This window comes from Roseovarius bejariae, assembly GCF_009669325.1.
Classification (GTDB): domain Bacteria; phylum Pseudomonadota; class Alphaproteobacteria; order Rhodobacterales; family Rhodobacteraceae; genus Roseovarius; species Roseovarius bejariae.
The window spans coordinates 353,437-372,405 of sequence record NZ_SZWE01000002.1; the positions used below are offsets into that span (position 1 = coordinate 353,437).

Genomic DNA, 18,969 nt, shown 5'->3' on the forward strand with positions numbered 1-18,969 from the left:
GACAGGGTTCAGCGGAAATCCTGATCCAGACGCAGAAGGTGGCGGTGGTATTCAGGCACCTCGTCGAGGGTCACGAGGCCAGCGCGCCGGGCGGTTTCAAGCACCTGGCCCGAGAACTTGCCCAGATGTTCATACACCATGCGCGTCGCCCGCTTGCCCGAGACACTTTCACGGATGGTCCGCGCGGCATACCCTTCCCAGATGTTGGGTTGGAAAGACGATTGCCGGGTCAGGAAGTTGAAGGAACACGACAGGGTGTTGCGGTGGCTGGCCAGAGCCATGACACCTTCTTGTTGGCGCAGAATGAGACCTCGGAATTCACGCGCGCGCGGGGCGATCGACAGGCCCTGAAGGCGGAGTGCCTCGCGCGGCTCAAACCCCCGCAGAAAGGTATACCCGTCACGCCGCTTCACATGCACGAGGCCAAGGACAAGCCGGGACGCGTCAAGGAAACTGCGCCGGGTAAAGCGGTAGAACCCGGATGGAAAACCCTGTTCGGGCACGTCCAGCGGTTCAGCTCCGAAAAACCCTTCAAGCTCGGGGTGATTGAGAAGGTCGCGCACCGATGGTGCAAGGTCTTCGACGGGTTCCAGAAGGATACGGGCATCGACACCGAAGAACAGGCATATCCGGTGCAGGATATCGGGCCGCGGAAAGCTTTCGCCGGACAGGTAGCGATTGAACTGTGTTCGGTTGATCCCGATTTCACGGCAGACTGCCGCCACCGAACGATAGGAACTTACAAGCACCCGAAGGTTGCGTCCGAACATGTCACGAAGTTTGGCCGGGTCCTCGACCGGGGTGACGGGGGTGGTAAAGTGGCTTTGCCGCATCGGTCGTCTCTTCATGATTGCGTGTGCCGCCGTCTGGTCACCATATAGATGAAAAGTTTGCATGTCGCCAGCGCGATGTGACGCAATTTTGCAGACATCTGACGCTAGTTGGCGTCAGTTCGCCTTAGAGTTGACACAAATCAATGGGGAGCAAGGCGAAACGAAGGCTTAACTTTTTGCTCATGTGTCAGGAAACTGTCGGTGTTTGGTTAGGACAGTATGAGGGGCTGAATGTACGGAGTTGTTCTGTGGAGCGATCACGGCCAGAACCGTGCTGTGATCTGGTGCGAGGACCATGGGGATCTGGCCTATTACGATGGGGAACTACCCGGGGCCAGCATGGAACCGGGGTTTGATCCCGGGGATCTGGTGCGTTTCGATGTAAGTGAAGGCAGGCGGATGCGCATTGCCAGCAATCCGCGGGTCGTCGCCAGCGATCAATATCCAAGCCTGGCGGGGGATTTGCGCCGCGAAGGCGCGCGCCTGACCACGACCCTCTCACGGGACCCGGCGCTGGGGCAATCCAAGGTCATTCCATTGGCGCCCCGCCGCCAAGCCGTTCAAGCCGCGCCAAAGCCAAAGGCCTCGAACGGCTGAGCGCGACACCAAGGGGCGGGGTCAAATCCCGCGCGACAGGGCGGCCACGCCGGTGCGTGCAATCTCGCTCAGGCCCAAGGGGCGCATAAGATCGGCGAAAGCGTCGATCTTGTCGGGGGTGCCTGTGATCTCGAAAACAAAACTGCCAAGGGTGCTGTCCACCACGTTGGCGCGGAAAATATCGGCCAGCCGCAGGGCCTCGACCCGCTTGTCACCGTCGCCCTCGACCTTGAGAAGCGCCAGTTCCCGTTCCACCGATTTGCCCTCGACCGTCAGGTCGTGCACATCGTGCACCGGCACGATGCGGCCCAGCTGTGCCTTGATCTGTTCGATCACCTGCGGGGTCCCGGTGGTGACGATGGTGATCCGGCTGGTGCGCCCGGTATGGTCCACCTCGGCCACGGTCAGGCTGTCGATGTTATAGCCCCGCCCCGAGAAAAGCCCGATCACCCGCGCCAGAACGCCGGGTTCGTTGTCCACCAGCACGGCAAGGGTATGGGTTTCGCTCACATCCGAGAAGTTGGGCCGTAGGTTATAGGCCGAATGCTTGGACGAGCCTTTTTTGATCTTTAGTGCGGACATTGTTCGTCTTCCTTGATGGATGGTGCGCAGTGAATGCGCACTCTACGAGGGTTGGGGCGGGGGCGCATCTTCTGCGCCCTCCAAAGCGGTCAGACCAGCACCGCGCCGCCTTCTTTGATCGCATCCTTGGTCGAGGCGTTCTCGCCCAGCAACATCTTGTTGTGCGGCTCGCCCGAGGGGATCATCGGGAAGCAGTTTTCGTGCTTCTCGACAAGGCAATCGAAGATCACCGGCCCGTCGTGATTGATCATCTCCATGATCGCATCGTCCAGATCGGCGGGGTCCGACACCATGAAGCCCTTGGCGCCAAAGGCCTCGGCCAGCTTGACGAAATCGGGCAGGGCCTCGGACCAGCTCGACGAATAACGCTCGCCATGCAGCAACTCCTGCCACTGGCGGACCATGCCGAGGCGCTCGTTGTTGAGGATGAACTGCTTGACGGGCAGGCGGTATTGCACCGCGGTGCCCATCTCCTGCATGTTCATCAGCCAGCTCGCCTCGCCCGCGACATTGATCACGAGGCTTTCCGGGTGCGCCATCTGCACGCCCACCGAGGAGGGGAAGCCATAGCCCATGGTGCCAAGGCCGCCCGATGTCATCCAGCGGTTGGGGTCTTCGAACCCCATGTATTGCGCCGCCCACATCTGGTGCTGGCCCACCTCGGTACAGACATAGCGATCATGCCCCTTGGTCAGTTCCTCAAGGCGTTGCAGCGCGTATTGCGGTTTGATCGTCTTGCCGGTCTGGGTGAAGGCCAGGCAGTTGACCTTTTTCCAGTCCTCGATCTGCGCCCACCATTTCTGCAGGCCCTCGCGGTTCACCTTGCGGCCCCGCGATTTCCAGATCTTGAGCATGTCTTCCAACACATGGGCGATGTCGCCGATGATCGGGATGTCGGTCTTGATCACCTTGTTGATCGACGACGGATCGATATCGATATGCGCTTTCTTCGAGCCGGGGCTGAAGGCATCGACGCGGCCGGTGATCCGGTCGTCGAACCGCGCGCCGATGTTGATCATCAGGTCGCAGTCGTGCATGGCCATGTTGGCCTCGTAAAGGCCATGCATCCCCAGCATCCCCAGCCACTTGTCGCCCGACGCCGGGTAGGCGCCAAGGCCCATCAGGGTCGAGGTGATGGGAATGCCCGTGGACTCGACCAGTTCGCGCAGAAGCTGGCTGGCCGCCGTGCCCGAGTTGATGACCCCGCCACCGGTATAGAACACCGGGCGTTCGGCGGTTTCCAGCGCCTCGACCAGTTCGGTGATCTCCTCCAGGTCGCCCTTGACCTGCGGTTGGTAATGGCTGGTCTTGGCCTCGCGCGGGGCGGTGTAATCGGCCGAGGCGAACTGCACGTCCTTGGGCAGGTCCACCAGAACCGGCCCCGGCCGCCCCGAGGTGGCCACATGGAACGCCTGATGCACGGTATCAGCCAGCGACTTGGTGTCCGAAACCAGCCAGTTATGCTTGGTGCAGGGGCGGGTGATGCCCACGGTATCGGCCTCCTGGAAGGCGTCGTTGCCGATCATAAAGGTCGGCACCTGCCCCGAAAGCACGACAATCGGGATACTGTCCATCAACGCATCGGTCAGGCCCGTCACCGCATTGGTGGCCCCGGGGCCGGACGTCACCAGTGCGACACCCGGCTTGCCGGTCGACCGGGCATAGCCTTCGGCGGCATGTACCGCGCCCTGTTCGTGGCGCACCAAGACGTGCCGAATATCGTTTTGCTGAAAGATCTCGTCATAAATCGGTAGGACAGCCCCGCCAGGGTATCCGAATACGACGTCCACGCCTTGATCCTTCAAAGCCTGAACCACCATTTTCGCTCCGGTCATCTGACGTGTCATCTGCTTGCTCCGTTCATGACGTCAATACATTGTCTGCACACAAAAAAGCCCCCGAACTTACGGGGGCGCATGGGGTACCAATATGGTGTCCGTTACCGGCCCATGCGCCATTTGCCTACGATTACCACTAGCGATGCCATAAGGCCGACTCCTTGGTGTGCGTGCGCGGGACATTATGGGCGGGGGCAGGGGGCGTCAACCGACTTTTGCGAAAAAAGTGTCGCGTGGCGGGCGTGATCTTTGCATTTATTGCGCGAGTTGCCCCATTGCCAGTTTCTGCTGCTTTTTCTTGGCGCAAATACCCCGGGGAGTTTGAGGGGCAGCGCCCCTCATTCCAACACAACCTGTGCGGCGCAAGCCGCGCCTTTTGGTCAGATGACATCGGCACCCGTCACAAGCTGACCCCCGTCCCCTGCAAGACCCCGTGTTCCATCGCATAGCGGGTCAAGCCGGCGGTCGAGGAAATGCCCAGCTTGCGCTTGATGTTCTTGCGGTGGGTTTCCACCGTGCGCACCGAGATATCCAGCGCCTGCGCCACGTCCTTGTTGGATTTGCCCTGCGCCAGTTGCAAAAGGATCGTCTGTTCGCGGTTGGTCAGTTGCTCGCGGCCCGGGCGTTCCAGCGGGGCGAGCGATCCCTTGGCCCCGGTGCAAAGATACCTTTGCCCTTCCATCACCACGTCGATGGCGCGTTTGATCTCGTCGGTCGGCACGTCTTTCAGGACATAACCCATGGCGCCATGGCTCAGCGCGGAACTGATGTATTCCGGGCTGTCGTGCATCGACAGGATCAGGATCCGTGTCTCGGGGCGTTTCTCCAGCACCATTTCGGTGGCCGACAACCCGCCGACCCCCGGCATGTTCAGGTCCAGAAGGATCACGTCGGGGGCCAGGTCCTCCACCCGGTCGATGATCTCCTGTCCATCCGACAGACAGGCCAGCACCTCGATCTCATCGTAGCTTTCGAGGATGGATTGGATGCCTTCGGTGACCATCGGGTGGTCATCCACGATCACGATGCGGGTCGGAGGGGTCATGCGCTTGCCTTGGTGTCGGGAAGGGGGGTGTCTTGCGGGGTCAGCATATGGGTCAGGGGCACGGTGGCTTCAATCACCGTGCCGGATTTGGTCGAAAGAATGCGCAGCGAGCCGTCAAGCTGCTCGATCCGCTCTTGCATGTTGCGCAGGCCCAGCCCGGCGGCGGGGGTTGTGGACTGCGCGTGCTCGATGCCACAGCCATCGTCGGAAATGCGCAGGGTCGCACCGTTCTTGTGGCCGCGCACGTCGATCACCACGGTACTGGCGCGGGCGTGGCGTTCGATATTGGTCAGGGCCTCTTGCGCCACGCGGTACATGGCGATCTTGGCCTCGTCGTCCAGACGGTTGCGGAAGACCACCGTTTCGAACTCCACGGTGATGCCGGTGCGGGTGCCGAAATCTTCGGCCAGCGCCTTGATGGCCGGGCCGACGCCCAGATCATCCAGAACCCCGGGGCGCAGATCGCGGCTGATCCGGCGGACCTCCTGAATGGCGCCAGACAGGTGTTCGATCCCGCGGTCGAGGTTTTCCCCGGCGCGGGCATCGCCCATGGCCAGCCGCCGCTTGGCCGCATCCAGCGCGTAACGGACGCCGACAAGGATCTGGCTGATCCCGTCGTGCAGCTCGCGGGCCACGCGGCCGCGCTCTTCTTCCTGCGCGTCGAACACCCGCTGGGTCAGCTTTTTCAGCTTGGCATCGGCCAGCCGCCGCTCACGGATGTTGATGAACAGCCCCGAAGTAAAGACCAGCAACAGCGCGGCCAGCGTGATCGCCCCGATATAAAGGAAGGTGCGTTCGATCCGCGCCTCCACCTTTTCGCGCGAGGCGGCGACGGTGGCCTTCACGTCGTCCATGAAGACGCCGGTGCCCACGGCCCACCGCCAATCCTGAAAGCCGATCACGTAGGTGATCATGCGGGCCACCTCGCCGGTCGAGGGCTTGGGCCAGTCATAACTGTGATACCCGCCCCCGGTGCGCGCCAGCTTGATCAATTCATCGGTGATCGGCACGCCTTCGGGGTCTGTCATGCCGGACCAGTTCGTGCCGATCAGGTCGGTTTCACGCGGGCTGACAAGGTTGTTGCCGTCGTAGTCATAGACGAAAAAATACCCGTCCTGACCATACAGCATCGCCGAAAGGGTCTGTGTCACCAGTGTCTTGGCCAGTTCATCGTCGGGGGCGGCCCGGCCATAGGTGTTGATGATGGCGCTTCGCGCGATCGACAGGTAATTACGCAGCTCGGCCCGCTTGGCGGCGATCAGTTGTTCTTCGAGTTGTTGAATTTCACGCTCGGCCAGTTGTCGCGATTGCAATGTCACCAGCACCGAGATGACCACCGCCGCCAGCACGAAGGGCAGGGTGGCGATCAGGAAGATCTTTTGCCCATAGTTCAGGTGGATCATGTCGCGCAGCCGTCGCATGACGCGATTCGATACGCCGAATCGGCTGTAATATCCAGCGTTTCAATGGTCAGCGGTCCGGTGGTTCCCACTTGGCGGGGGGCACGTCGCGACGCGCAAGCCGCAGGGCAAGGCCAAGGGCCACACCCACGCCAATGGCCACCGTCAGGTCCGCCAGTACCGTCAGGACAAGGGTCAGAAGCAAAAGCCCCCGGTCGGCCTTGGGCAGCGCGAGGTAGGACCGCCACTTGTGCGGCTCGGCCATGTTCCACGCGGTCAGCATCAACAGCCCGGCCAGTGCGGGCATGGCGAAATACCCCGCAAGGGGGGCGGCCAGCAGCATGACCAGAAGGATGGTCAGCGCATGGATGATCCCGGCGACCGGCGTCTTGCCCCCGGCGCGCACGTTGGTCGCGGTGCGTGCGATGGCCCCGGTGGCGGGCAGGCCGCCGAAAACCGCGCTGCCGATATTGGCCGCGCCCCCGGCGATCACCTCGGCGTTGGGGCGGTAGTTGCCGCCGATCATCCGGTCGGCCACCGAGGCGGACAGAAGCGATTCCACCCCGGCCAGAAATGCGATGACACAGGCCGAGGGCAGAAGCTCGATCATCTGCGACAGGGTAAGCTCGGGCAGGGCAGGCATGGGCAGGGTTGCGGGCAGGGCGCCATAGCGCGCGCCCAGCGTATCCACCGGCAAGGCCGCCAGCGCCACAAGCGCCGAAGCCGCGCCCACCGCCACGATAAGCCCGGGAAACCGGGGCGCCGCCCGGCGCAACACGACGATCAGGGCCATGCTGCCCAATCCCACCAGCAGGGCCATGCCGTTCAGCGTCTCGCGCGCGCCCCAAAGAACATGCACCTTTTCCAGAAACTCCCCCGGCACCTCGCCGGGGGTCAGGCCCAGCAGGTCCTTGACCTGGCTGGTGGCGATGATGATGGCGATACCAATGGTAAAGCCGTGGATCACCGGCTCGGGGATATGGCGTACAAGGCTACCCGCCCGCAGGTAGCCCGCGATCAACAGGATCGCCCCGGCCATGAGCGTGGCAAGGACAAGGCCGCCGTGACCATGGTCTGCGATGACCCCGTAGACCACGACGATAAAGGCCCCGGTGGGCCCGCCGATCTGTACCCGGCTTCCGCCGAATGCCGAAATCAGGAAGCCGCCGATAATCGCCGTGGTCAATCCCGTCGAGGGGTCCGCCCCCGAGGCGATGGCAATGGCGATGCTCAGCGGCAGGGCGACCATGGCCACGGTCACCCCGGCGATCACATCGGCGCGCAGGAGCGAAAAGGAATAGTCGCGCAGGGTGGTCAGAAGCTTGGGGGTCATGGCTATGTTGAACACCCGTCGCGCCACGGGTTCAAGTGGCAATTGCCCGCACGGCGTGCGCAACATCTGGGGTGGATCGTGAATATCCCCGGCAAAATACCCAAAATCTACGCAGTACTAGGTATTCCATTGCCAAAAGCGCCGCGCTAGGGTCGCAGAACTTGCAACGATCCGCATGCGGGCCGGGAGGGCCTTCGTGCAACCAAATGATCTGGGAGGATATAGTTCATGGATCGCCGTTCTTTCCTTAAAAATACCGCTCTGGGTGGCTCGGCCGCGGCCGCGACATCGCTGGCCGCGCCCGCATATGCGCAGGGCAACCGCACCCTGACCATGGTCACCACATGGGGCCGTGGCCTTGCCGGCGTGTTCGACGCCGCCCAAAAAGCCGCCGACAACATCAACAACATGGCCGACGGGTCGCTGACCGTCGAAGTCAAGGGCGCGGGCGAGCTTGTGGGCGCCTTCGAGGTCTTCGACGCCGTGACCGCCGGTCAGGCCGACATGTACCATGGCGCCGACTACTATTTCGTGGGTCAGCACCCGGCCTATGCCTTCTTCACCTCGGTGCCCTTCGGGATGACCGCGCAGGAACTGGCCAACTGGTACTACCACGGCAACGGCCATGCCCTGCACGACGAACTGGGCCAGATCTTCGGCCTCAAGTCGTTCCTTGCCGGCAACACCGGCGCACAGGCGGGCGGCTGGTTCGCCAAGGAAATCAAGGGCCCCGAAGATTTCAACGGCCTGAAGTTCCGTATGCCCGGCCTTGGCGGCAAAGCCCTTGGCAAACTGGGCGCCTCGGTGCAAAACCTGCCCGGCGCGGAAGTCTACCAGGCGCTGGCATCCGGCGCGATCGACGGGACCGAGTGGATCGGCCCTTGGGCCGATGAAAAGGCCGGTTTCCAGGAAATCACCAAGTTCTACTACACCGCGGGCTTCCACGAGCCGGGCGCGGGCCTGTCGATCGGTATGAACCGCGACGTCTTTGACAGCCTGACCCCCGCACAGCAGAAGATCGTCGAGATCGCCTGTGCCGAGGCGCACCAGTGGAACCTCGCACAGTTCCTGTCGAACAACGGTGCCGCCCTGCAACGCCTTGAATCGGCAGGCGTCAAGACGCTGGAATTCCCCGAAAGCGTCTGGGATGCCTTCGGTCAGGCGTCGAACGAAGTCCATCAGGAAAACATGGGCGACGACATCTACAAGAAGGTCCACGACGACTACATGGCCTCGATGAAGGCCTCCTCGGGGTGGATCCAGAAGTCGGAAGGCGCCTACCGGTCGCAGCGTGACCGCGTTCTGGGCTAACTGCCCTAATGCCTGATCAATCCTGATCCGGCGGGCCTTGGGGCATACCCTTGGCCCGCCCACTGCAATTCCGGGCCGCCGGATCGGCCCGCAGACAAGAGGGGCGTGGGGGAACGATGCTGGACGCAATCCTCTGGTTTTTCCAGAATGTCGGCCTTGCCTTTTACAACTTCGGATACGCATTGACCCATCCGGGCCTGTGGCTCGACTGGTCAAACAAGGAAGCAATCATGCGGTTCGTCTACTATGGCGGATCGGTTGAGCTTTTCTTCGTGGTCTTCACCGCATTTCTGGTCATCACAGCCTTCGGCATGTGGAAGACCGGCTTCATGTGGGGCGTCGTCCGGGTGCTGGAAGGCTTTGCAAATACGGTGGGGCGGTTCTTTGCATGGGCTGGCCTGATCATGGTGATCCAGCAGATCATCATCATCTTCATCCAACGCATCTTTGCCCGGCCCGACATCGTCTTCGGCTTCGGTATCCCGTTGGAATTCGACATCAGCTGGTACGCCGAGGAACTCAAGCTTTACAATGCGCTCGTCGTCACCCTCTGCTGCACCTACACTTTCGTGCAGGGCGGCCACGTGCGGGTTGATCTTGTCTATTCGGCCGTGGGCCACCGCGCCAAGCGGGTTATCGACATGGCAGGCTCGCTTTTGTTCATGATGCCCATGGCGGTGCTGACGTGGATGTACGGCTGGTACTTCATGTGGCGCCACCTGATCGTGCCGAAACCCTCGGCCTCGGACGGGCTGGACCGCTTGCTTCTGAAATCCCGCGCCCTGCGCTGGAACGTGGAGACCATCGGCTTTTCGCCCAATGGATTTAACGGCTATTTCCTGTTCAAGATCCTTTTGGTGGCCTTCGCCGGCATGGTCTTCCTCCACGCCGTCGCCTTCTTCTACCGCTCCTATCTGGAGTGGCGCGAAGGCGTGGGCAGCGTGAACAAATACCTCGACAAGGATAGCCTTGGCGAGGGCGAAGAAGCCTTTGAAGGTACACACTAAAAGGGGCAGGACACATGCTATTCGGACTTGACGGCGTCGAGATCGGCCTGATCATCGTATTCCTCTGCCTCTTCGGGGGCATTCTTTCCGGCTTTCCGGTGGCCTTCGCCATCGGCGGGGCGGGGATCATTTCCTTCACCATCATCGCGGCCCTCGATAGTGCGGGGCTGCTCATCCACCAGGCGATCGATACCTCCTCCGAGGCGTTTCGCGCGGTGGTGGCCACGGGGGTTAAGCCCGAGGCCATATCCGTTTTCACCAACCCCGAGTTGCCAAGGGTCGGCACACCGGTCTTCCCGCGGGGCTGGGAAGTGGCGCTTGACCGCAACGTCAGCTTCATCGTCAACCGCATCAACGAACGCGTGCTTGCAGGCCAGTCGATCGAGACCCTGCTGGCGGTGCTGATGTTCGTGATGATGGGGATCACGCTGGAACGCTCGAAAATCGCCAATGACCTTCTGACCACCATGGCCAAGGTCTTCGGGCCGCTGCCGGGCGGTCTGGCGGTGTCGGTGGTGGTCGTGGGCGCCTTCCTTGCCGCCTCGACCGGCATCGTCGGCGCGACGGTGGTGACCATGGGCTTGCTTAGCCTGCCCACCATGCTGCGCAACAACTACAGCCCCGAGATCGCCACCGGCGTGATCGCGGCCTCTGGTACGCTGGGGCAGATCATTCCGCCCTCCATCGTGATCGTTCTGCTGGGGACATTGGCAGGTGATTTGTATTCCGCCGCGCAGGAAACCCGCGCGCAGGAGGCGGGCTGCACCGACGCGCTGACCTACCTTGGCGAACCCGCCGTCGTTTCGGTCGGCACGCTGTTTCAGGCGGCACTTTTGCCCGGCATCATGCTGGCGCTGCTCTATGCGCTCTATGCCTTTGGCTATGCCCTGTTCAATCCGTCGCGCGCGCCTGCCGTCGAACTGGGCGGCGGTGGAGGCGAACCGCGCACCCGTGGCGAAACCTTCACATGGTTCATCGGTGTGCCGCTTGGCCTGATTGCCGGTGTCATGCTTCTGGGGCAGGTCAATATCGTCGGATCACAGGGCCTTGTCGTGGACACCTTCACCGACGCGGGCGAAACCGCCTCGCTGCGGACCAATGTTTCCGAGCAATGTCAGGCCAGCATGATCGAGCTGCACGGTCAAGAGGCATGGGATGCCGCCGTGGCCGAACAGCAGGCCATCGAAGCGGCCGGCGGCCTGGCCGAAAGCGAACGCCTGTCGCCTGAACAGATTGCCGAGAAAGTGGCCGAGAAAGAGGCCGCCGCGGCCCCCATCGGCACCGGGGTCGCGACGATCTTCGTGCTTTTGTCGTTGGTGTTGGCCGTGGCGCGTGGGATCAAGCCCTCGGCCTCGCCCGCGCCGCTTCTGATCGGGGCGCTCGGTGTGGTTCTGGGCCTGATCGTCGATATCCTCTTCATCGCGCCGTCCAGCAGTTCGGGTGCCACGGTTCTGATGCTTGCCATTCCCCTGGCGCTGGCCCTGTATGGGACGTCCCACGCGGCGGCCCGTCTGGCAGAGCACGAGTTGATCCGCGTGGTCTTCCCGCCGCTGGTTCTGATCGTGGCGGTGCTTGGCTCGATCCTTGGCGGGATCACCAACCCGACGCCTGCCGCCGCGCTTGGTGCGGGCGGGGCGATCATGCTGGCGGCCTATCGCAAGCTGCGCGATGATGAGCGTTCGCCAAAGATCATCATCTTCTCGACGCTGGCGGTGATCGTGGCGATCCTGATCGGGATGAACTTCGACCTGCGCATCAACCAGGAAGAGGTGCCCTTCGAATCCTGGGTGGCCTTCTTCGCGGCCTATGGCGCCTACCTCTATGCGGCGTTCGGGTTGCTCTTCTCCTGCTGGATTCTGTTCTCGGGTGGGGTGCTGACCCCGGTCGTGCGCGAGACCGCCAAGGTGACCTCGATGGTCTTTACCATCCTCATCGGGTCGCAGCTTCTGAACCTCGTGGTGATCTCCTTTGGCGGAGAACATTACATTCAGCAGTTCCTCAAGAGCTTCGAGAACGAGTTCACGGTCTTCCTGATCGTGATGCTGGTGCTTTTCGTGCTGGGCTTCGTGCTCGATTTTCTTGAGATCATCTATATCGTGATCCCGATTGTCGGGCCGGTGATCTATGGTGGCACCTTCGATCCGAAATGGGTGACGATCATGATCGCGGTGAACCTGCAAACCTCCTTCCTGACACCGCCCTTCGGTTTCGCGCTCTTCTATCTAAGGGGGGTCGCGCCGAAAGAGGTCACGACAGGCCACATCTATCGCGGTGTTGCACCCTTCGTGTTGATCCAGGTGGTGGGGCTGGCGATCCTGTGGTTCTTCCCCTCGATCGTGACCATCGTCCCGGCGCTGATCCCGAACTGATCGGCCGTCGAGGGTAGGAAAAACGCGCGCGCCCCGGACCGGGGCGCGCGTTGCCATTTCAGGGCGCCTTGACGAAACCTGCAAGTGCCCGTCCCGGGCATGATCGGAACTTCACGCGACGGGCTATGGCTGGCGTTTCGTACAACTCGTACGTTGTCCATGGCAAAAGGTCGGAATTTCGTACGAAACTCCGGGGTAAACCGTACGACTCGTACGTTTTTCAGCGGCGGCGCGGGGTGGCGGGGCGACCGTCGGGCAGGTTGATGTTGGCCACCTGTTCGGCAATCGGATCGTTGCTCAGTGGATGGCACTTGGATTCGTAATCCGCCGGGTCGCGCATCTTTTCCCAATGCCCGTCCACATAGACCTCCAGCCCTGAAAAGCCGGCCTTGTACCCCATCTTGGGGCTGCCCGGCACCCAGTACCCCAGATAGACATGCGGCAGGCCATTTTCCCGAGCAATTTCAATATGATCAAGGATGATATAGGTGCCAAGGCTGTGCTGTGGCAGGTCGGGGTCGTAGAAGGAATAGACCATGCTGACCCCGTCATCGAGAACATCGGTCAGGCACACGGCAATCAGTTGCCCGTCGTCATCGGTATATTCCACCACCCGGGTACGGATCGGGGTTTCCTCGATCATGGCGGCGAATTCGAACGTATCCATATCCGCCATACCGCCCTGTGCGTGGCGATGCTCAAGGTAGCGCCGGAACAAGTCATATTGTTCCTCGGTCGCCCAGGGCGAGGTGGCGCGTCGTGTAAGTCCTTGATTTCTTTTGATGGTTTTTCGCTGGCTTTTGCGTGGCGTGAAGTCGTTCACGTTGATCCGCGCCGACAAACAGGCCGCGCAATCGGCACAGGAGGGACGGTAAAGCACGTTCTGCGACCGCCGGAAACCCTGCTTGGACAGGCTGTCATTCAACCGCTGCGCCCCTTCGCCTTGCAGGGCGGTGAACAGCTTCCGCTCCATCCGCCCATCAAGATAAGGGCAGGGCTGTGGCGCGGTGACATAGAATTGCGGGGCTATGGGAAGAGTATGACGCATGTAACAAGGACGATAGCAACGATCCCGCCCTGCGCCAAGACCCTAGAAGCACGCAGCTTAGTATCTGGCTTTGCGGTTAATCGCGACAGTACCGAGAACGTGGTCAGTTAGGCCCTGGGCCCGCTCGGTCGTCAGCATCAGGACCACCGATATAACCTGCAAGACCACGAAGGCCATCGAGACGGTAAAGCCAAGGGTGTGTAGGAAAGCCATCGATAAATCAAAGGGTTGGCCATCCATGCGGCGAAACTCGATGGCTGTCAGGCGCATCCCCCATGTGGCCGAGCCACGGGCGATGGTGATCACCCGATAGGCAAAGCCCACGGTCAGGAACAGCGCGGGGAAAACGAAAATTCCGAGAAACCCGGTCAGCGGCAGGATCAGCAGCGAGAAACCGATGGTGACAATGGTATCGACCACCCATGCGATCAGGCGCTTGGCGGGGACGTCGCTGTAGAACTCGGGCTGAGTGACAGGGTCGGGGGTGTGCCAGGAATACTCGGTCATGATGCCTTCGGGATATAGGGGGATGGCTCGGCCCGGGGAAGGCCCCGGGCCAAGGTTTTTCAGGCTTTCTCGGGTTCGGCTTCGGCCTGTGGTGCCGCTGCGGCGTCGGCGCGCTCTTCCATGAATTGGTCGAATTCGGCCTTGTCGCGGGCGTCGCGAAGGCGTTGCAGGAAAGCTTCGAAGTTTTCCTGCTCTTCTTCCAGACGCCGCAGGGTATCGGCCTTGTAGGCGTCGAAGGCGTTATTCCCGGTGCTGCGCGAAACATGAAGGTTGCGTGACATCCTTTTGTTTTTACAGGCCATTTTTCCACTCCAGATCATATAGGCGAGAAGGGCGAGGCCAACGGGCCAGAAAAAGACGAAGCCCAGGATCATGGCCACGATCCAAGCGCCCTTGCCCTTGGAATCCAGCCAATGTTCGGCACGGGCCAGCCACCCCATGGGTGCGGTTGAAGTGGCGGGGCCGGAGGAGGCGAGCGTAGTCATCTAGGGTGTCCTTTTATTGTGGGTCGGGTTGATGTGAATGCTGTTCACATTGATGAGGTGGGGTGCCTCTGTGCCCACTGCAAGGGGGAATGTGAATGTTTTTTACATTGGGTTTGCAAGCGATTGGAAACAGGGCAAAAAACCCTGCCGGTATCAGGTCGGTAAAATGTCGGTATTGCGTCGGTGTATCTGGCCTTGCGGTCAGGCGGTGAACTTGCCGCTCAGGGCCCCAGAAATCCGCATAAGCAGATCCGGCGAGATCCCGAAAAGATGCCGTGGCGTGCCCGCCGCGGCCCAGACGGTCTCGAAATCTAGTAACCGGGGATCGAAGAACGCGCGTGGCGGGGTCAGGTGCCCCACGGGCGACACCCCGCCAATGGCAAAGCCCGTCTGCGCCCGGATCAACCCGGCATCGGCCTTGCCCAGGGGTTCCCCCGCCAATGTTGCGGCGCGGTCGGCGTTTACCTGATTGCCGCCAGCGGTGACAAACAAAACCGCCTCGCCGGACATCTCACCTCGAAATATGATTGATTTGGCGATCTGGTCGATGGCACAGCCGACAAGGTCGGCCGCCATTTGCGCGGTCGTGGCCTGGCCGATTTCCCGTGGTTCAATCTCACAACCGGCCTCGACCAAAGCGTTTTTAACACGTTTCAGGCTTTTACTCATGTCCACAACTCCGGTTCGCGCTTTTGACGCACTATTCCAAGCGCTTGCGGCATTGACCAGCCCCCTTTCACGGGTATCACTTGACGCATGGATTTTTCGTCACGCATCACCCGCTTGCCCCGTGCCCATGACCCCGAACAGGGGGCCGAGGCGCGCGCCTTGTTTCCCGGTCTGCCAGACGGTCTGGCAGATTTGATCGAAGGGGCAGCAGGGTCGAGCCCTTATCTCAAGTCCCTGATCGAAAAGGAAAAGGGGTGGCTTCCCGCGGGTTTCGATGATCCCGAGGCGGCCTTGGAGCGGGTTTTTGACGATCTCCGCGCGGTCGCACCCGATGCCCTGCCCGGGGCCTTGCGGCAGGGAAAGCGGCGCGTAGCCCTGATGACCGGGCTGGCCGATCTGGCGGGCGTCTGGCCGCTGGAAGAGGTGACCGAGCGGCTGACCGATTATGCCGATCTGGCCACCGATCTGGCGATGAAGGCCTGCGTGGGGGCCGAGATCAAGCGCGGCAAACTGCCGGGGGCCACAGAAGACGACATCGCCACGGCGGGGGGCATGGTGGCACTGGCCATGGGCAAGATGGGGGCAGGGGAGCTGAATTACAGTTCCGATATCGACCTGATTTGCCTGTTCGACGAGACACGCTTTGACCCCGATGACTACCACGAGGCGCGCTCGTCCTTCGTGCGGGCAACGCGCAAGATGGCGGCGATGCTGAATGACCGCACGGCAGAGGGCTATGTGTTCCGGACTGACTTGCGCTTGCGGCCTGATCCAAGCGTGACGCCGGTGTGCATGGCGATGGCGGCGGCAGAGGCCTACTATGAAAGTCTTGGCCGCACTTGGGAACGGGCGGCCTATATCAAGGCGCGGCCTTGCGCGGGCGATATCGAGGCGGGATGGGCGTTTCTTGAGACCCTGCGGCCTTTCGTGTGGCGTAAGCATCTGGATTTTGCCGCTATCGAGGACGCCCACAACATGCGCTTGCGTATTCGAGAGCATAAGGGCCTTGGCGGGCCTTTGACGCTGCCGGGGCACAACATGAAGCTGGGCCGTGGCGGCATTCGTGAGATCGAGTTTTTCACCCAGACCCGGCAGATCATCGCCGGTGGCCGGGATCGCGACCTGCGGGTACGCGGCACCGTCGAAGGGTTGGCACGGCTGGCCGAGAAGGGGTGGGTCCCCGAGCGTGCGGCAGAGGTTCTGACCCGGCATTACAGATTCCATCGGGAGGTGGAACACCGCTTGCAGATGCTACGCGATGCTCAGACCCATGATTTGCCGGGATCGGACGAGGAATTCGACCGTTTGGCGGCCTTCATGGGGCGCGAGACCGTCGAGTTGAAGGCCGAAATTCTTGAGCGGCTGACCGAGGTGCATGACCTGATCGAGGGGTTCTTCGCCCCTGAGAATGGCGATGCCGAGTCTGGCGCCGAGGAAGGGTTTGACGCGGAGGTCCTGAACCGATGGCCCAGTTATCCGGCGTTGCGTTCGCAGCGGGCGATGGAGATTTTCAAGCGGTTAAGGCCCGATATTCTGTCGCGCCTGTCGCAAACCGCGCACCCCAATGAAGCGCTTCTGGCCTTTGACGGGTTTTTGGCAGGCCTCCCGGCGGGGGTGCAGGTTTTCTCGTTGTTCGAGGCAAACCCGCAGTTGGTGGACCTGTTGTTGGACATCGCCGGCACCTCGCCCAAGCTGGCATCGCATCTGTCGCGCAATGCGGGCGTGTTGGATGCGGTGATCGCTGGGGATTTCTTTTCCGACTGGCCGGGCTGTGCGGCACTGAAGGAGGAGCTGGCCACGCGGATGGCGGCGGAAGGGGATTACGAACGCAAGCTGGATACCGCGCGCCGCTGGATGAAGGAGTGGCATTTCCGCGTAGGCGTGCATCACCTACGTGGCCTGGTGGATGCCAATGCCGCGGGGCAACAGTATGCCGATCTTGCGGGGGCGGTGATCGGTGCGGTCTGGCCTGTTGTTCAGGCGCAGTTCGCCGAGAAACACGGGCCGCCGCCGGGGCGCGGCGCGGTTGTGCTTGGCATGGGCTCCCTTGGGGCCGAGCGATTGAATGCGGGCTCTGATCTGGATTTGATCGTGATTTACGATGCCGATGGTGTCGAGAGTTCCGAAGGGCGACGGCCCTTGGCGGCGCGGCCGTATTACGCGCGGTTGACGCAGGCGATGATCACCGCGCTGACGGCGCCCATGTCGGAGGGGCGTTTGTACGAGGTGGATATGCGCCTGCGGCCCTCGGGCAATCAGGGGCCTGTCGCGACCGGGTGGGATTCGTTCCGGACGTATCAGCAGAACGAGGCTTGGGTTTGGGAACATCTGGCCCTGACGCGGGCCCGGGTGATCGCGGGCCCTGACGATCTGGCGCGGGATGTGGAGGCCTTCCGTGCTGAGGTACTGGAGAAAGCGGGGGAGCCTGCCAAGGTGCTTGAGGAGGTGACCCGCATGCGCGCCCGGATTGCCGATGCGAAATCGCCCGACGGGCCGTGGGATGCGAAATTGGGCGCAGGGAGACTTCAGGAAGTGGAGCTTTTGGCGCAGGCCTGTACCCTGCTTGCAGGGCAGGCGGCGCGGACTGTGGAGGCCGGTTTGCAGGCCGGTGTCGCAATCGGTCTGCTGGATGACGGAGAAAGAGAGGCGCTGTGTCGTGCTTATGGGCTTTGCTGGTGTCTGGTTCAGGCCTCGAAACTTCTCAGCGATCGGGCGCTTGATCCAGATGCCATTGGCGAAGGGGGCAAGGCTTTTGTCTTGCGCGAGGCCGGGTTTGACAGCATAGCGGAGTTGCGCGCCGCTTTGGAGGAGGAAACGGGCAAGGCCGGGGGCATGATCGATGCCGCCCTGACGCGACAGCCCGGGCAGGTATGAGATGAACAAAGACCCGCTGGACCATAAGGGCCTCATCCGTGAAGCTTATAATATCGAGGGGATCGCCAAGCCCGAGTGCCGATCGATCTTTCTTGATTGGGCCTTGTCGCTGCCCGAGGGACAAGACAGCCGCGAGGCGATCAAGGCCCTGCTGGGCCAATACAGTGGCAGCAACCCAGATCATCCCATGACCGAGGTTCTGACTGAAGGTTTGGAAGCGGCGAAAGCACCGCGCCGACGCGGAGGTTGGCGCAGCCGGGAGCGTTCGTGAGGCGCTTGCCGGAACAATGCGTCAGAGGTGTGACGCGCCACTGAAGCACCACTGAAGCACCACGCGAATGTACCGCATTTGTCTAAAATGCGCCTCAATTCGGGGTCACTTTGTTCTCTGAACACATGGGTAAAGAGTACCCTAGGAGGATGAAATGAAACATATTCGCATGATCGCCGCCATGATGCTGGGCTTGGCCGTTTCGGCCTGTGGGTCGGTAGAAACCGCAACCCGGAACGCACCGTTGGATGCGCCGGAATTGGCGCCGTCGCCGGTATCGTTCAACGTGCAGGCGGTGCGCGTTTCAGTGCCCGAGACGCTGAAGGTCTCGGAAGCGAACCGCTATTACCCCGGTGGCGACATCGTCTGGCGCGAGGATCCGGTGGGTGACCGTCATGCGCAGGTCAAGGCGATCGTGCAGGCCGGGATCACCAAAGGGGTCAACGCCATGGAACCCGGCACCGTGCCGGTGATCATGGATGTCGAGGTGACACGCTTTCACGCCCTGACCGAAAAGGCGCGCTATACCATCGGCGGTGTCCATGCGATCCAGTTCAAGATGCAACTGCGCAATCCCGAAACCGGGCAGGCCTATGGCAAGCCGCATTTCGTCAAAGCCGATTTCAAGGCATTCGGTGGGACCCGTGCCATCGAAGCCGAGCGGGAAGGGATCACGCAGAAATACCGCATCACCGAACACCTGGCCAAGGTGATCGAAACCGAGCTGACCTCGCCCGAAGGGTACAAGGCGGCCCATAACGGGATCATCGGGGCGATCAACCAACTCTGATCTTTTCCAA

Annotated in this window: 17 protein-coding genes; 7 read left to right on the plus strand and 10 right to left on the minus strand. The window is 61.7% G+C overall.

Annotated features, from left to right (window positions below; all coding sequences use genetic code 11):
• Positions 1-8 precede the first annotated feature (8 nt).
• Positions 9-848, minus strand: a complete 840-nt coding sequence (locus FDP25_RS15765) for a helix-turn-helix domain-containing protein (protein ID WP_246175947.1) — start codon at positions 846-848, stop codon at positions 9-11.
• Positions 849-1,064: 216 nt separating this feature from the next.
• Here FDP25_RS15765 and FDP25_RS15770 point away from each other — a divergent pair, with 216 nt between their 5' ends.
• The gene (locus FDP25_RS15770) at positions 1,065-1,430 is read left to right on the plus strand and encodes a hypothetical protein (protein WP_154154479.1); all 366 of its coding nucleotides are present in this window, start codon (positions 1,065-1,067) and stop codon (positions 1,428-1,430) included.
• A 21-nt stretch (positions 1,431-1,451) separates the two neighbouring features.
• Here the strand turns inward: FDP25_RS15770 and ilvN are convergent, their stop codons facing one another.
• The 5 genes from ilvN to FDP25_RS15795 form a co-directional block, all read right to left on the minus strand.
• Positions 1,452-2,012: an acetolactate synthase small subunit gene (ilvN, locus tag FDP25_RS15775; RefSeq protein ID WP_154154482.1), complete on the minus strand. Its 561-nt coding sequence runs from the start codon at positions 2,010-2,012 to the stop codon at positions 1,452-1,454.
• Between the two features lie 89 nt (positions 2,013-2,101).
• Positions 2,102-3,859 carry an acetolactate synthase 3 large subunit gene (locus FDP25_RS15780; RefSeq protein WP_154154485.1) on the minus strand — a complete coding sequence of 586 codons (1,758 nt, stop codon included), beginning with the start codon at positions 3,857-3,859 and terminating at the stop codon, positions 2,102-2,104.
• A gap of 391 nt (positions 3,860-4,250) precedes the next feature.
• On the minus strand, positions 4,251-4,895 hold the full coding sequence (locus FDP25_RS15785; protein ID WP_154154488.1) for a response regulator transcription factor: 645 nt from the start codon (positions 4,893-4,895) through the stop codon (positions 4,251-4,253).
• Positions 4,892-6,316, minus strand: coding sequence for a cache domain-containing protein (locus FDP25_RS15790; RefSeq protein ID WP_154154491.1), 1,425 nt, complete (start codon positions 6,314-6,316; stop codon positions 4,892-4,894). The genes FDP25_RS15785 and FDP25_RS15790 overlap by 4 nt, the downstream gene beginning before the upstream one ends.
• A 49-nt stretch (positions 6,317-6,365) precedes the next feature.
• Complete coding sequence (locus FDP25_RS15795; protein ID WP_343032088.1) at positions 6,366-7,694, minus strand: SulP family inorganic anion transporter; 1,329 nt, start codon at positions 7,692-7,694, stop codon at positions 6,366-6,368.
• Positions 7,695-7,856: 162 nt separating this feature from the next.
• On the opposite strand from FDP25_RS15795, the gene FDP25_RS15800 reads away from it, so the two are divergent.
• The 3 genes from FDP25_RS15800 (at position 7,857) to FDP25_RS15810 (ending at position 12,315) form a co-directional block, all read left to right on the plus strand.
• Complete coding sequence (locus FDP25_RS15800; RefSeq protein ID WP_154154494.1) at positions 7,857-8,939, plus strand: TRAP transporter substrate-binding protein; 1,083 nt, start codon at positions 7,857-7,859, stop codon at positions 8,937-8,939.
• Between the two features lie 116 nt (positions 8,940-9,055).
• On the plus strand, positions 9,056-9,946 hold the full coding sequence (locus FDP25_RS15805) for a TRAP transporter small permease subunit (protein ID WP_154154498.1): 891 nt from the start codon (positions 9,056-9,058) through the stop codon (positions 9,944-9,946).
• A gap of 14 nt (positions 9,947-9,960) precedes the next feature.
• Positions 9,961-12,315 carry a TRAP transporter large permease gene (locus tag FDP25_RS15810; RefSeq protein ID WP_154154501.1) on the plus strand — a complete coding sequence of 785 codons (2,355 nt, stop codon included), beginning with the start codon at positions 9,961-9,963 and terminating at the stop codon, positions 12,313-12,315.
• Between the two features lie 220 nt (positions 12,316-12,535).
• Here the strand turns inward: FDP25_RS15810 and FDP25_RS15815 are convergent, their stop codons facing one another.
• The 4 genes from FDP25_RS15815 to FDP25_RS15830 form a co-directional block, all read right to left on the minus strand.
• A complete protein-coding gene (locus FDP25_RS15815) occupies positions 12,536-13,363 on the minus strand; it encodes an arginyltransferase (RefSeq protein WP_154154504.1) in 828 nt (275 codons plus the stop codon).
• Positions 13,364-13,420: 57 nt separating this feature from the next.
• Complete coding sequence (locus FDP25_RS15820; protein ID WP_154154507.1) at positions 13,421-13,870, minus strand: RDD family protein; 450 nt, start codon at positions 13,868-13,870, stop codon at positions 13,421-13,423.
• Positions 13,871-13,929: 59 nt separating this feature from the next.
• Positions 13,930-14,355, minus strand: a complete 426-nt coding sequence (locus FDP25_RS15825; RefSeq protein ID WP_154154510.1) for a DUF2852 domain-containing protein — start codon at positions 14,353-14,355, stop codon at positions 13,930-13,932.
• 201 nt (positions 14,356-14,556) lie between these two features.
• Positions 14,557-15,024: a YbaK/EbsC family protein gene (locus FDP25_RS15830; protein WP_154154513.1), complete on the minus strand. Its 468-nt coding sequence runs from the start codon at positions 15,022-15,024 to the stop codon at positions 14,557-14,559.
• An 87-nt stretch (positions 15,025-15,111) separates the two neighbouring features.
• Between FDP25_RS15830 and FDP25_RS15835 the strand changes: the two genes are divergently transcribed.
• The 3 genes from FDP25_RS15835 to FDP25_RS15845 all read left to right on the plus strand — a co-directional run bounded on the left by FDP25_RS15835 (position 15,112) and on the right by FDP25_RS15845 (position 18,959).
• Entirely contained in the window at positions 15,112-17,898 is a 2,787-nt protein-coding gene (locus tag FDP25_RS15835; RefSeq protein ID WP_154154516.1) for a bifunctional [glutamate--ammonia ligase]-adenylyl-L-tyrosine phosphorylase/[glutamate--ammonia-ligase] adenylyltransferase, read from the plus strand.
• Between the two features lies 1 nt (position 17,899).
• Positions 17,900-18,169: a hypothetical protein gene (locus FDP25_RS15840; protein WP_154154519.1), complete on the plus strand. Its 270-nt coding sequence runs from the start codon at positions 17,900-17,902 to the stop codon at positions 18,167-18,169.
• Positions 18,170-18,323: 154 nt separating this feature from the next.
• On the plus strand, positions 18,324-18,959 hold the full coding sequence (locus tag FDP25_RS15845) for a DUF6778 family protein (protein ID WP_154154522.1): 636 nt from the start codon (positions 18,324-18,326) through the stop codon (positions 18,957-18,959).
• Positions 18,960-18,969 lie beyond the last annotated feature (10 nt).